Annotated in this window: 17 protein-coding genes; 11 read left to right on the forward strand and 6 right to left on the reverse strand. The window is 34.1% G+C overall.

The annotated features are described in order from the left end of the window. Positions 1–129: 129 nt before the first annotated feature. The 4 genes from DVK85_RS13405 (at position 130) to DVK85_RS13420 (ending at position 2,158) form a co-directional block, all read left to right on the forward strand. A complete protein-coding gene (locus tag DVK85_RS13405) occupies positions 130–909 on the forward strand; it encodes an NYN domain-containing protein (RefSeq protein ID WP_114678927.1) in 780 nt (259 codons plus the stop codon). An 8-nt stretch (positions 910–917) separates the two neighbouring features. Then, a complete protein-coding gene (locus DVK85_RS13410; protein WP_114678928.1) occupies positions 918–1,190 on the forward strand; it encodes a hypothetical protein in 273 nt (90 codons plus the stop codon). Between the two features lie 48 nt (positions 1,191–1,238). After that, positions 1,239–1,907: a hypothetical protein gene (locus DVK85_RS13415; RefSeq protein WP_114678929.1), complete on the forward strand. Its 669-nt coding sequence runs from the start codon at positions 1,239–1,241 to the stop codon at positions 1,905–1,907. A gap of 62 nt (positions 1,908–1,969) precedes the next feature. Continuing rightward, complete coding sequence (locus DVK85_RS13420; protein WP_114678930.1) at positions 1,970–2,158, forward strand: hypothetical protein; 189 nt, start codon at positions 1,970–1,972, stop codon at positions 2,156–2,158. A gap of 5 nt (positions 2,159–2,163) precedes the next feature. Here the strand turns inward: DVK85_RS13420 and DVK85_RS13425 are convergent, their stop codons facing one another. After that, positions 2,164–3,000 carry a hypothetical protein gene (locus DVK85_RS13425; protein WP_114678931.1) on the reverse strand — a complete coding sequence of 279 codons (837 nt, stop codon included), beginning with the start codon at positions 2,998–3,000 and terminating at the stop codon, positions 2,164–2,166. Between the two features lie 114 nt (positions 3,001–3,114). On the opposite strand from DVK85_RS13425, the gene DVK85_RS13430 reads away from it, so the two are divergent. Both DVK85_RS13430 and DVK85_RS13435 read left to right on the forward strand, forming a co-directional pair. Then, positions 3,115–3,735 carry a hypothetical protein gene (locus tag DVK85_RS13430; protein WP_127960594.1) on the forward strand — a complete coding sequence of 207 codons (621 nt, stop codon included), beginning with the start codon at positions 3,115–3,117 and terminating at the stop codon, positions 3,733–3,735. Positions 3,736–3,891: 156 nt separating this feature from the next. Continuing rightward, positions 3,892–4,122 (forward strand): hypothetical protein, encoded by a 231-nt coding sequence (locus DVK85_RS13435; protein WP_127960595.1) that lies wholly within the window; start codon positions 3,892–3,894, stop codon positions 4,120–4,122. A gap of 127 nt (positions 4,123–4,249) precedes the next feature. Here the strand turns inward: DVK85_RS13435 and hisS are convergent, their stop codons facing one another. Then, complete coding sequence (hisS, locus tag DVK85_RS13440; RefSeq protein WP_114678934.1) at positions 4,250–5,623, reverse strand: histidine--tRNA ligase; 1,374 nt, start codon at positions 5,621–5,623, stop codon at positions 4,250–4,252. Positions 5,624–5,772: 149 nt separating this feature from the next. On the opposite strand from hisS, the gene DVK85_RS13445 reads away from it, so the two are divergent. Further along, the gene (locus DVK85_RS13445) at positions 5,773–7,017 is read left to right on the forward strand and encodes an ABC transporter permease (RefSeq protein WP_114679074.1); all 1,245 of its coding nucleotides are present in this window, start codon (positions 5,773–5,775) and stop codon (positions 7,015–7,017) included. Positions 7,018–7,032: 15 nt separating this feature from the next. On the opposite strand, the gene prmC is transcribed toward DVK85_RS13445, so the two are convergent. Both prmC and DVK85_RS13455 read right to left on the reverse strand, forming a co-directional pair. Further along, entirely contained in the window at positions 7,033–7,878 is an 846-nt protein-coding gene (gene prmC, locus DVK85_RS13450) for a peptide chain release factor N(5)-glutamine methyltransferase (protein ID WP_114678935.1), read from the reverse strand. Positions 7,879–7,902: 24 nt separating this feature from the next. Beyond that, positions 7,903–8,391, reverse strand: a complete 489-nt coding sequence (locus DVK85_RS13455; RefSeq protein ID WP_114678936.1) for a GNAT family N-acetyltransferase — start codon at positions 8,389–8,391, stop codon at positions 7,903–7,905. A 55-nt stretch (positions 8,392–8,446) separates the two neighbouring features. On the opposite strand from DVK85_RS13455, the gene ribD reads away from it, so the two are divergent. Next, complete coding sequence (gene ribD, locus DVK85_RS13460) at positions 8,447–9,496, forward strand: bifunctional diaminohydroxyphosphoribosylaminopyrimidine deaminase/5-amino-6-(5-phosphoribosylamino)uracil reductase RibD (protein WP_114678937.1); 1,050 nt, start codon at positions 8,447–8,449, stop codon at positions 9,494–9,496. A 1-nt stretch (position 9,497) separates the two neighbouring features. Here the strand turns inward: ribD and DVK85_RS13465 are convergent, their stop codons facing one another. Then, positions 9,498–9,941: a hypothetical protein gene (locus DVK85_RS13465; RefSeq protein ID WP_114678938.1), complete on the reverse strand. Its 444-nt coding sequence runs from the start codon at positions 9,939–9,941 to the stop codon at positions 9,498–9,500. A gap of 157 nt (positions 9,942–10,098) precedes the next feature. Between DVK85_RS13465 and gntA the strand changes: the two genes are divergently transcribed. From gntA to DVK85_RS13480, 3 genes are read left to right on the forward strand one after another with little or no spacing between them, the layout of a single operon-like run. Beyond that, a complete protein-coding gene (gene gntA / locus DVK85_RS13470; protein ID WP_114678939.1) occupies positions 10,099–10,794 on the forward strand; it encodes a guanitoxin biosynthesis heme-dependent pre-guanitoxin N-hydroxylase GntA in 696 nt (231 codons plus the stop codon). Next, on the forward strand, positions 10,772–11,353 hold the full coding sequence (locus DVK85_RS13475) for a DUF1989 domain-containing protein (protein WP_114678940.1): 582 nt from the start codon (positions 10,772–10,774) through the stop codon (positions 11,351–11,353). The genes gntA and DVK85_RS13475 overlap by 23 nt, the downstream gene beginning before the upstream one ends. A gap of 59 nt (positions 11,354–11,412) precedes the next feature. Further along, positions 11,413–12,012: an IMPACT family protein gene (locus DVK85_RS13480; RefSeq protein WP_114678941.1), complete on the forward strand. Its 600-nt coding sequence runs from the start codon at positions 11,413–11,415 to the stop codon at positions 12,010–12,012. Between the two features lie 54 nt (positions 12,013–12,066). Here DVK85_RS13480 and DVK85_RS13485 read toward each other — a convergent pair whose 3' ends face one another. Continuing rightward, positions 12,067–12,465, reverse strand: coding sequence for an acyl-CoA thioesterase (locus tag DVK85_RS13485; RefSeq protein ID WP_114678942.1), 399 nt, complete (start codon positions 12,463–12,465; stop codon positions 12,067–12,069). Between the last annotated feature and the right edge of the window lie 171 nt (positions 12,466–12,636).

Raw genomic sequence — 12,636 nt, forward strand, 5'->3', positions numbered from 1 at the left:
GCATAAGAACATTAACATCCTGTTGTCACTATTACTGTATGCTTGTTTTGGCTATATCATATACCAAATTATACAATAAATGAACATTGTTACCACAGATTTATCTTATCTTTGAGTAAACAATTTGCAATGAATACAATACAAAACTTAAAACTTGCAGTGCTTATAGATGCCGAAAATGTGCCTTATGCTAACATAAAAGGTATGTTTGAAGAAATCACAAAATATGGTACACCTACCACCAAACGTATATATACCGACTGGACAAGCCCCAGGGTATCAAACTGGAAAAAAGTACTATTAGAAAACGCTATTACCCCAATACAACAATACAGCTATACTAAAGGAAAAAATGCTACAGATAGTGCCATGATAATTGATGCTATGGATATACTCTACTCTGGTAAAGTAGATGGTTTTTGCATAGTATCTAGCGATAGCGATTTTACGCGACTAGCAACTCGACTGCGTGAAGCAGGCATGAAAGTAATAGGTATAGGCGAAAAGAAAACTCCTATCCCTTTTATAACGGCTTGTGATAAATTTATATATTTCGAAATTCTAGAAAAAGAAGATAACAGTACAAATAATGTTACTCCGAAAAAGGCTACTAGCGACAATAATGAAGAAAAAGTACTTGCAAAACCAAAAGAGAGTCTTAGCAAAATTGATAAACGTTTAGTGAGTCTTATACGCAATAGTGTTAACGATCTTGGTGACGAGGATGGTTGGGCATTTCTAGGTGATCTAGGCAACATCATCTTGAAAAAGCAGCCTGATTTTGATCCGCGTAACTACGGATTTTCAAAAATGCTTCCGCTTATAAAAAGCTTAGACAGTTTTATAGTAGATGAAAGAGAAACAGGAAAGGCTAACATTAAGCATGTTTATGTAAAAAACAGGCACTAATAATAGGCATGAAAAAGATTAATGAGGCGCTGCTGCGTAAAGAAAGTACAATAAATAAAGTGCAGTATGACAAAGAGTGGTTTTATGCCATTAAAGATATGGCAGATTATTTGAACGAAGACCTTAAAGGAGTAGATTTTATACACCTACCAATGCTTATAGACGGGATTATTTTTACTGTAAAATGTGCAACTTGGGAGGACATTCAGTGCATTTTACATAAAGAACCATTACAAGACTTTGAAGATAGTAGGCTTAAAAAAATCAATTTGCAAAGTTAACAAATAACCTCATTTTTTTATTGGAATACTATTTGCTAATCATATAATATGGATTTCAATAAAATAATACATAAAGTTACACCAGCTTACCATGACATTAAGAGAAATGTAAACAAATTACACTTTTCGCACCCTGGTATGCCTGCAAGCGAGCTATCTCGATTATACACCAAAAAAATAAGAAATAAATACACATCTGTAGGGGCTATTACAGCACTACCTGGTATAATACCAGGATTAGGTACTGCAACACAAGCTGCCATAGAAGCAGGTTCTATCTCTGCCGATTTAGTACTTATGCTTCGCTGGATGGCTAGCATTTGTTATGGTACATCATTAATTTATGGCAAGGATATAGAAGAAGAATTTGAAGCTGAGTTTGCTACCGTATTAGGTATATGGTCTGGCGTTATTAAAAATGGTCATGGTACTACTATAACCTATAAAAGCAGTGTTATAACTACAGCGCACCTTAATAAGCATTTTAATGATAAGCTAGGTAATCATGTAAATCAGAAAATAGGGCAAAAGCTAGTTGCCAAATATGGAGGTAAACGTGGTGGGGCTACTTTAGGTAAACTCCTCCCTTTTGGTATAGGCGCGGCTGTTGGCGGTACTTTTAACTATGTAACTATGAAAAGTTTTGGTAATGTTGTCGATACTTATTTTAAATCGCATCATATCACTACTACAAACACAAACGTAGATTTACAATAATAGTTTGACTATATACGAGTTGCCATGTCTTTATTTCGTATATTTACCATAAACAGCTACAAATGGTAAAGTTCAATGTAAATGATGAGGTATATATAGCAGGAAAATTTGGTTTAAAAACACCTATATATGTTTGGAAAATAAACCATGAGAAAAATGGTGATATAACGTATACCTGTTCTGCTAGTAAGGGTAGAGACGAAAAAGCATATACTACTAGTCAAATATATTATCTTTCAGAATTGTATTAAGGAGATTATTTGTTTTCTTCTCTTTCCTTATCTAAATCATGTTCGTTCATACGCTTCCAAGCCTTCATTGTAACCACAAAAAGTTCACTCTTTTCGCAGTCCCATATTGAAATATTTTTTTTTGAGACTACATAATGTTGACTCCAGTTAGTATATGGGCAATACAGCATAAGAGTACAAATATCTGTGGCGGTAATAAGATCACCTGTTTCCTCTTGGTGGTTGTGTATCGTTATATTTTCATCAGGATTATCACTATACTCAATAGGTATTATATTTTTGTGTAGTGGTTTCTTTTTTTTAATCCTATTCTTTTTGTCAAATGTAATTAAGTAATCATTTCCAAAAACAACCACACCTCTTACCCCTGTTCCCGTTAGTATATATACCTTTTTCTTCTTGCCTACTATTAGCGGTATATAGTTGTAATTAGTATTTTTATAACGCTTAAATGTAACAGTATCGTTCACTGATTCTATAATAGCCTTTTGTCTTATTTCATAAAGGTCATTTTCAAGAGATGTCATTTTTCTATAGGTAGTATCAACCTTAGTTGTTTCTGGTATAAAAGTATCATCAAAACTTATACTTATTGTAATACTAGGAACAGAATCTCTGTTAAAAAAAACACAAGTATGCCTATCATCATTAGTATAAGAGAAGTATCCACCAGATGTTTTTAGTTTTTCAGGGTAATACTGCGTTACCATATCAGTACCGTTCCATGAAGCTTTTTCTGAATTATACATTAGCCAAGCCTCTGCTAGCACCTCGTCTTTATCTTGTGCATTAACATTAACTGTAATAAATAATATTGTAAAAAAATAAACTATTCTATTCATGGTATAATTAATTAACAGCAGGCAATATATAAAATATTGCTATATTTCTTTATTCATCAAGTAAAATTAATGGCAGTTTGTTTTTTGTATATTTACGAGTATAAAACTGTTACTATGAAATTTACTTTTATACTCTTGCTAAGCTTAGTATTAGCAACAGGATGCAAAACCAAAACTACTGATACCGCACCCGAAACATTCAATATAACATCATCAAAAGGGCTAGCAATAGGCACTATTACTTTTGAAGGCGAAAAACCCGTTAATGATATATATCGCTTTTTTTACGAACCTACATCGGGCGATAAAAAATTCATTCGTCAAAATGATGGTAAGATAGAAATTAAAGCCCGAATTAAAAGTGAACCTGCTTATAATGGTGATTTTGATAGCAAAAAAACCTACCTTTTTGTTATAGAACGAGAACCTGGCAGCTATGCCTTTACACAATACAATTATCTCGATCACATTGGTTATAGTGGTATGGTAAGTAACAGTAAAAAATTTGCTATCCCTTTTGATATTAAAAAAGGAGAGATAACTTACATAGGCGAACTTACCTATATTGAAAATGCACAACCTGGCACTCCTAGAGTTGTTATATGGGATAAATTTGACCGTGATAAAAAAGAATTTAAAAAGAAATACCCTAACATTAACTGGGATATTACTAAAAATAACACGGTAAAAAAAGGTGATACTGGTGGCGGAATAATTGACTTTATGGAACAGTAAATGCAATTACTAATAATTCATTTTTTAATACAAAAAAATATATTATTATATAACAAAACAGCAAACATATGTTAAATCAGTTAATTTTAACAATTGAAACAATATTTTATTCAATCTTCTTTCCTATTTTTATAAGAACTAAACTTATATATGCTTATGGAAAAAATTACTTATGACGGAATGCGCAACTTCATTATTGAAAATGAAATTACTGACAGCGTAGCCATTACACTACATCCTGACAATTTTGACTCTCTTGTAATGGATTACCTCGACATCAACGGTAACCAGATTGAACGTCCTTTTGAAATTTTAGGAATTGAAATTTTACAAGACAACACGGGTAACGTGTCTAAAAGCAAAATCAGTCTATTAAATATTGTTTAATAGCAACGTTCAAATTTTAAAAATCGCATTTAAAAATCAAAAATCCCGTCATTATCTGACGGGATTTTATTTATTTTATAGCTTCCCAAAAAAGGTAAACAAAATAGTCAAATCTTTTTAGAAATAATTATTTGTTCAACTGTTCTATCAATTCATCTAGCGATACTGCTGTCTGTTCTCCTGTAGCGAGATTTTTTAGGGTAAACTTATTATTATTCATTTCCTCAGCTCCTGTAAGTACTACATAAGGTATACCTCGTTTATCGGCGTGCTGAAACTGCTTTCCTATTTTTGCAGTATCAGGGTATAGCTCTACTTTACAGCCCATATCACGCAATTTTTTAATCGCTTTCATGCTATATAAAGCCTCTGTATCTCCAAAATTTATAAACAATGCCTTAGTAGCCTCAGTAACCGTATCAGGAAAAAGTCCTAAATCTTCAAGTACAAGATAAATTCTATCAAGTCCGAAAGATATACCTACCCCACTCATATTTTTTAACCCAAAAATACCAGTTAGGTCGTCATACCTACCGCCACCGCCTATAGAGCCCATAGCAACTCCTTCAGGAGCAGTAACTTCAAATATAGCTCCTGTATAATAATTTAATCCTCGCGCTAATGTAACATCAAGGTCAAGCACTGATTTGTTGAGCCCTACAGTTATAACATTATCACAAATAAAACGAAGCTCTTCAACCCCTTTCATCCCTTCTTCAGATGATGCTAATAATTGTGATAACTTCTCCAACTTCTCATTTATACTTCCTGTAAAGTTGAATAACGGTTGTACTTTTGCTATTGCATCTTCAGTAATACCTTTTTCTAGCATTTCTTTCTTCACGCCATCCTCTCCTACCTTATCCAGCTTATCTAATGCTACAGTAAAGTCAATCAGTTTATCTTTTGCACCAATTACCTCAGCAATGCCCGAAAGTACTTTACGGTTATTAATCTTAATAGTAACACCCGCTAATCCTAATGATGAGAAAACACCATCATATAGCTGTACTAGCTCTACTTCTTGCCATAGCGATGTACTACCAACTACATCGGCATCACATTGATAAAACTCTCTAAAACGACCTTTCTGAGGGCGATCAGCCCTCCATACTGGTTGTATTTGGTAACGTCTGAATGGGAATTCAATATCATTTTGATGCTGTACTACATAGCGTGCAAAAGGAACAGTAAGGTCATAGCGCAATGCTTTTTCAGATATTTGTGATGTAAGTTTTACACTATCTTTATTTACTAAAAGTGTTTCATTGGCTTTAGCCAAATAATCTCCACTATTTAGTATCTTAAAAATAAGTCGGTCGCCTTCTTCACCATACTTACCCATCAGGGTATCATAATTTTCAAATGAAGGGGTTTCAATAGGCTGAAAACCAAAAGTCTCAAAATGATGCTTTATCGTCGCTATTATATATTGACGCTTAGCCACCTCTATGGGCGAAAAATCTCTTGTGCCTTTTGGAATTCCTGGTTTTTGTGCCATCTTTTTAAATCTTATTTTTAATTAGGCAAATATACACATTGAGGCTGTAAGATTATAAGTTTACAATTCAAGATTATACATTCTCCTGAAATTTTACCCCCTAAAGCTAAAACAAATTGTGTATTTTAGTGGCATTAAAACTACTACCTATGTTTAACCTATTCAGGGAAAATACTAAAATTGCATTAGGCTCTATACGTAGCCAACTATTACGCACCATATTAACAGTAGCAATTATAGGTATTGGTATTTTTGCATTAGTAGGTATCCTCTCAGGGGTAGCTGTTTTACAAAGTACTATTACAGGAAACTTTGCCAGTATGGGTACTAATACCTTTTCTATAAGTCGTTATGACTTTTCTGAACAAATAGGACGTAATAACGGAAGAGCTAAAGTAAATGCTATTATTTCTTACCCCCAGGCTAAAGAATTTCAGGAACGATACAACTTTCCTACTGCTGCCGTTTCATTATCGTTTACAGCAGCAAGCAGTGCCGAAGTAAAACATTTAAGCGAAAAAACAGACCCCGAAATAACCATATTAGGTGTTGATGAATACTTTATGCCTAACTCTGGATTAGAAACTACTAAAGGCAGAAACTTTAATACGTTTGATATAAAAAACAACAATAATGTTTGTATAGTAGGTTCTGATTTTGAAAAAGGACTTCTTAAAGATATGAACCCTATAGATAAAACTATATCTATTAGAGGGGCTCGATTTAAGGTTATAGGAGTTCTTAAAGAGCAAGGCTCTACTTTTGGTAATCGTAAAGATTTAAGAGTGTTAATACCCATACAACTTGCGCGCTCATTATTTACAGCACCGTACATTAACTATGAGATAAAAACAATGGTAGGTAATAGCGATATGCTCGATGCGGGTGTAGATGAAGCCATTATTACCATGAGACAGGTGCGAAAATTAAACCCTGTAGAAGATGACAACTTTGGTATAGAGCGTAGTGACGAATTATTAGAAACATTACTTTCGCAAACCGAAACTATTAATTATGCTGCATGGGTTATTGGTATTATTACAGTATTTGGCTCATCTATAGCATTAATGAACATCATGTTAGTATCTGTAACCGAACGTACACGCGAAATTGGGGTGCGAAAGTCACTCGGGGCTACAAAGGCTACTATAGCTATGCAGTTTTTTACCGAGACGCTTATCATTAGCCTTATAGGGGGTGCATTGGGTATTTTTTTAGGAGTACTTACTGGTGGCGTAGGGTTATCGCTCATTATGGACACATCATTCCCCATACCTTGGACAGCTATTTTTGCAGCACTTACCACCATCTTAGTAGTAACATTATTTTCAGGTTCTTACCCTGCTGTAAAAGCTGCTGCACTAGACCCTATTGAGGCACTTCGTCATGAATAATTGAAGATATTGGTTTTATAAAATAGCCCCTATCATCCTATTGTTACCATATAGGTCTTTACGTACTTCAACATCCTTATACTGATATTCTTGTAGTATTTCGGATGTTTCTTTACCTAAATATTGGTTGATTTCAAAGTATAATTTGCCGTTTGGCGTAAGGCTTTTTTGTGCGAGTACCGCTATTTTTCGGTAAAACAATAAGGGGTCATTATCCTCTACAAAAAGCGCAAGATGTGGCTCATAGTCTAGCACATTATTTTTTATTTCATGCTTCTCTAAATTACGCACATACGGTGGGTTTGAAACAATGACATCAAATTGTAAAGGCAGCTCCTCTGTAATAAGAATATCTTTTTGCAAAAAAGTAACATCGGCATCATTAGCTTTAGCATTATCTTGTGCTACCATTAACGCTTCATCAGAAACATCTATAGCATATACGGTTGCATTAGGCAAATTTTTAGCCAGTGCTATAGCAATACAACCACTACCTGTACCAATATCTAGTATATTTATTTTGCCTTTATCTGCATTCTCTTTTATTATCCACTCTACCAGTTCTTCGGTTTCAGGACGTGGTATCAATGTATTTTCATTTACCTTTAGTTCCAGTCCATAAAAATGAGCCATACCAAAAATATACTGTATCGGTTTATATATTTTTAAGGCATTTAAAACAACATCCCATTTTGCAACCTCAGCATCAGTTAACTCAGCATCAGGATTCATAACCACATCAACACGTTGCCACCCTTTAAGCTTTTCGAGAGTAATGGTAAAAAAACGTTCTGCTTCCATGCTATCATATAGCGGAGTAAGCTGCTCTAAAAAATTAGTTTTATATACTTTTAGTTTCATTATTATAATATCGTGTGTAGTTTATTAAATCTCTAGTTTTTTCAACATCCATACCGGGCATGAGCCATGCCCCGTGTTACCCATAGGTTCATCGAGATATTCAAAACCAAATTTTTTATATAGTTTTTGGGCATCACGCATATAGGGCATTGTTTCGAGGTAACAGTTTACAAAACCAAAGTTCTTTGCGCTTTCTAGGCAACACTCCATCATCTTGGCGCCAATACCAATCCCTCTTGCTTCTTCCAGAAAATACATTTTTTGTAACTCACAAATATCATTAGCTCCATTTTCTAACGGTGCAATACCAGCCCCGCCAATTATAGTTCCCTCCTGCTCTACTACAAAATATTCCGAATTCTTTTGATTGTAGGTTTCATACATACAGTCTAACGAAACATCGGCATAGGCAGTACCTATTTTGGGTACATTATGCTCAATAAGTACCTGCCTTATTACTTTTGCTATAGCAACATCATCAGCAAGTTTAATTTTTCTTATTATTACATCCATAAAGCAAAGCTACTACTATTTACGGATTTTGTAACTTTACACTTTTGTAAATATAATGAACCACGAACTATACATGCGCCGTTGCCTAGAACTCGCCGCAAACGGACTCAGGACAGCCATGCCTAACCCATCGGTTGGAGCAGTACTTGTACATAACAATCGTATTATTGGAGAAGGCTATACTTCGCCTTATGGCGGAGCACATGGTGAGGTAAACTGTGTTAATTCCGTTCGTCCTGAAGACAAGCATTTAATACCTGAAGCCACACTATATGTAAGCCTAGAACCGTGTAGCCATTATGGTAAAACGCCACCATGTTGCGACCTTATTATACAACAACAAATACCTAATATTGTTATTGGTACTACAGACCCACACGAAAAAGTGGCAGGCAAAGGGATTCTTAAACTACTAGAAGCCGGTAAAAATGCTATTGTAGGTGTTTTAGAAAATGAGTGCCGAGAATTTAACCGTCGCTTTTTTACTTTCCATGAAAAGAAACGACCTTACATTATACTAAAATGGGCTGAGAGTGCTGATGGTTATTTGAGTCCAAAAACAAAAGACAGTAAAAAGCCAGTATGGATAACAAACCAATATTCGCGTCAACTGGTGCATAAATGGCGTAGTGAAGAAATAGCTATTGTAGTAGGCACACAAACGGTTATTGACGACAACCCAAAACTGGATGTACGCGACTGGACAGGTATAAGTCCTGTGCGAATAGTCTTAGACAGAACCAACCGAGTAAGTAGTGACTATGCGGTTAAGGATGGTAGTGTAAAATCGATATTCTTAACAGAGCAGACTGATTTAGAGAGTAGTGAAAATCTGCTGTATGAAACTATTTCTTTTGATGATAATCTTGCCCAAACTGTTAGCGATATACTCTACAAACACAACTTGCAATCGGTTATTATTGAGGGAGGACTTAAAACGTTACAAACGTTTATAACGGCAAACCTATGGGATGAAGCCCGAGTTTTTAAAGGGACTACAACTTTTAGAGAAGGGACTAAAGCTCCTTCAATAAGAGGAACAATCATCAAAAAACAAATGATAGTAAATGATGAGTTATTAATTTATAAAAATGAGAACAGCTAAATTAATCGACTTCTTTCTTACTCTTTATAGCCGCAACAAGCGTATTATGATCATTGGTATAAAATAATAATTTCCTTTCTTTTGGTAACCTACCATCAAAATCTTCTTTTAATAAAAAACAGCTTATTTTTTCTACCTCAGCTTGGTCATCTGGTCCTATAACATACATACCTATGGTATTTTCATCTCTCATAAAATAAGAGAACTTAACCGCATCAGTTTTACCCAGCATTTTATCTACAGCTTCCATCATATCGCCAGCAAGAACCTTATCTGCATCAGTATAAGTATAGCCTTTATTGCCTATAGTTTTTAAGTCCATTATTTCAAAACCAGTAATTTCTACACCACAATATTTTTCTTTTGGCGCTTCTTGTTTCTTGTTGCAATTAGCAAGTGTGAAGCAAGTAATTAGTACGAGTAAAGTCTTAATTGTTGTTTTCATAAGTATATTTTGTTAGCTGATTAAATGATTTATTAGCTGAATTATAACTCAAATTAACACTTTTTATTTAGTTTATTCTTACAAAGCTTAAAGTAAATATAAAATCCTTGTATTGGCGATCTAAAAGTGAGAAATTGTAGTAACAAAAATAAGCATCATGACTGAAATTCAAGGTAAAGTTAGCGAAGATTTTAAATCAATGCTAAAAGATAAAATTTTTCCTTGCGTAGCAGCAAAAGCTGCCTTAGTTAAGGATCAACTAAAAATTATGACAGCAGGACATATGGGGTGTCCAAAAGACGACAAAGCTATACTCGAGTTTATATATGATTTTCTTGAAGGTTATCGCAATTCAGACAAACTCTTTCATAGCGCAGTCATTATTTTTCCTAATACTGAAATTTTTAATGAAGATATGTATGAAAAATTATTTTGGTCGAGGTTACAGGCATTGGCAGATGCAGATGCAAAAAAATATAATTATGATATCAAAGTAAGTCCTAATCCTGATTCTAAAAACTTTAGTTTCAGTCTTGGTGAAGAAGCTTTTTTTATAATCGGCTTACACCCTGCTAGTAGCAGAAAAGCACGTCAATTTAAATATCCTGCCATTGTATTCAACCCCCATGCACAGTTTGAAAAACTGAGAGAAAATAAACAATATATAAAAATTAAAAATATAGTACGTAAAAAAGATTTTGTTCTTAGTGGTAGTATAAACCCTATGTTACAGGATTTTGGAGAAGCATCAGAAGTATACCAATATACCGGACGCCATTATACCAATAACTGGAAATGCCCTTTTAATAGTAATCATAATAAAATAAACAATGAAAATAATAAATCCGCGTAGCGGAACCTCTTTTATCCTTTCAAAAGGAAAAAAACTTAAAATTACAGATATTGAAGGCGAACAAGTTGCCGACTTGCTATGTTATAACCTGAACGATAAAAAAGAGTATCTTTCGTCAGGCAGGACTATTGACTATGCCGAAACTATATTTCTTACAGAAGGACATCCTTTTTACTCCAACCGCAGTAATGTAATGTTTACGATGATTGAAGATACTGTAAAAAGACATGACTTTTTACTGACGCCTTGCAGCTCAGATACTTTTAGAATAATATATGGGCATGAACATCCGCATCAGGGGTGTTTTGGTAATTTATGTAATGCATTACAAGAATATAATATAACTCCTGATGAGATACCTACCACATTTAATGTATTTATGCATGTAACTGTAAACGGTGAGACAGGTAAAGTAGATGTACTGCCGCCTAAAAGTAAAGCTGGTGATTATATTATTATTGAAGCTAAAATGGATTTACTTGTAGGATTAACAGCATGTTCAGCAGAGATGTCTAATAACTATTCGTTTAAACCTATAGGTTACGAAATACTTGACTAAAATTTCAATATTATATATACTTGTTTATACTTGAGTAAAAAAATACCTTTGCAGTACTCATGGAAAACGACACGTATAAAACTATTGATGCCCCATCAGAAGAAACACTGTTTAAAGAAAAAAACAGCAAGTTCTTCGGTTATGCTGTTCCTGTTACTACCGAAGACGAGGCAAAAACAATACTGGAAGAGTTACGTAAAAAACATCACTCGGCTCGCCACTGGTGCTATGCCTACCAAATAGGCATAGAAGATATACAATACCGTGCTAACGACGATGGCGAACCTAACAACTCGGCAGGAATGCCTATTTACGGACAAATACAGTCGTTTGAGGTAACTAATGTACTTATAGTAATAGTTCGTTACTTCGGAGGGGTAAAGCTCGGTGTAGGCGGTCTTATATCTGCTTATAAAACTTCGGCACAAATGGCACTTGAGGCTTCTAATATTATTGAGAAAACTATTGATGTGCACTACACACTGAAATTTAGTTATCAAAATATGAACAAAGTGATGCGGGTAATAAAAGAAAAAAACTTAGATATTGTATCGCAAAAAATGGAAATGGATTGTGAAATAATAGTGAGTACCCGAAAAAAAAATGCCCCAATGGTACTTGAGGCATTTACTAATTTATACGAAATAATCGTAAAATAAATAATCGACATAATCACTTTAATAGTTAATTAGGTGCTGTTATAATGCTAAAAACTAAAAAATAAGTTTCTCTTTCACATACTCAGGAGGAGCTACAGGACGTCCTGTTTTCATGTCTACAAACACTAATATTGAGTTACCTATTGTTAATAACTCTTCGTTCTCATTATAAATCTCATAGTCAAATTCTATCTTAACTGACTCTTGTTTTTTAAAGATTGTTTTTATTGTTAAGAGATCATCATACCGTGCGGGCTTTTTAAAATTTAACGTTAAACTAACAACAGGCAACATAATGCCCTTCTCTTCCATAAACTTATAGCTAAGACCCAGATTTCTAAGCCATTCTACACGACCCATCTCAAAATACTGTGCATAATTACCATGATATACCACCCCCATTTGGTCGGTTTCTGCATATCGGACTCTTGTTTCAATTTGATAAATTTTCATATTTTTATAACGTTAATTTTATATCAATTCTTCTTAAATAAGACTTACGATTTTTTTTTAAAATAATCAATATGCCTAAAGTTTTTTTTTGAAAAAATTTGTTCACATATTTGTTCTCCCGAATAGGAACGACTCTCTTTCGCTCCTTTTGTAAGACATCTATTATAAAAA

It is taken from the genome of Flavobacterium arcticum, assembly GCF_003344925.1.
Taxonomy (GTDB): domain Bacteria; phylum Bacteroidota; class Bacteroidia; order Flavobacteriales; family Flavobacteriaceae; genus Flavobacterium; species Flavobacterium arcticum.

Bases quoted from the DNA above. Each gene is read 5' to 3' on its own strand.
- DVK85_RS13405 (WP_114678927.1), top strand. From the start codon at position 130: ATGAATACAATACAAAACTTAAAACTTGCAGTGCTTATAGATGCCGAA.
- DVK85_RS13410 (WP_114678928.1), top strand. From the start codon at position 918: ATGAAAAAGATTAATGAGGCGCTGCTGCGTAAAGAAAGTACAATAAAT.
- DVK85_RS13415 (WP_114678929.1), top strand. From the start codon at position 1,239: ATGGATTTCAATAAAATAATACATAAAGTTACACCAGCTTACCATGAC.
- DVK85_RS13420 (WP_114678930.1), top strand. From the start codon at position 1,970: ATGGTAAAGTTCAATGTAAATGATGAGGTATATATAGCAGGAAAATTT.
- DVK85_RS13425 (WP_114678931.1), bottom strand. From the start codon at position 3,000: ATGAATAGAATAGTTTATTTTTTTACAATATTATTTATTACAGTTAAT.
- DVK85_RS13430 (WP_127960594.1), top strand. From the start codon at position 3,115: ATGAAATTTACTTTTATACTCTTGCTAAGCTTAGTATTAGCAACAGGA.
- DVK85_RS13435 (WP_127960595.1), top strand. From the start codon at position 3,892: ATGGAAAAAATTACTTATGACGGAATGCGCAACTTCATTATTGAAAAT.
- hisS (WP_114678934.1), bottom strand. From the start codon at position 5,623: ATGGCACAAAAACCAGGAATTCCAAAAGGCACAAGAGATTTTTCGCCC.
- DVK85_RS13445 (WP_114679074.1), top strand. From the start codon at position 5,773: ATGTTTAACCTATTCAGGGAAAATACTAAAATTGCATTAGGCTCTATA.
- prmC (WP_114678935.1), bottom strand. From the start codon at position 7,878: ATGAAACTAAAAGTATATAAAACTAATTTTTTAGAGCAGCTTACTCCG.
- DVK85_RS13455 (WP_114678936.1), bottom strand. From the start codon at position 8,391: ATGGATGTAATAATAAGAAAAATTAAACTTGCTGATGATGTTGCTATA.
- ribD (WP_114678937.1), top strand. From the start codon at position 8,447: ATGAACCACGAACTATACATGCGCCGTTGCCTAGAACTCGCCGCAAAC.
- DVK85_RS13465 (WP_114678938.1), bottom strand. From the start codon at position 9,941: ATGAAAACAACAATTAAGACTTTACTCGTACTAATTACTTGCTTCACA.
- gntA (WP_114678939.1), top strand. From the start codon at position 10,099: ATGACTGAAATTCAAGGTAAAGTTAGCGAAGATTTTAAATCAATGCTA.
- DVK85_RS13475 (WP_114678940.1), top strand. From the start codon at position 10,772: ATGAAAATAATAAATCCGCGTAGCGGAACCTCTTTTATCCTTTCAAAA.
- DVK85_RS13480 (WP_114678941.1), top strand. From the start codon at position 11,413: ATGGAAAACGACACGTATAAAACTATTGATGCCCCATCAGAAGAAACA.
- DVK85_RS13485 (WP_114678942.1), bottom strand. From the start codon at position 12,465: ATGAAAATTTATCAAATTGAAACAAGAGTCCGATATGCAGAAACCGAC.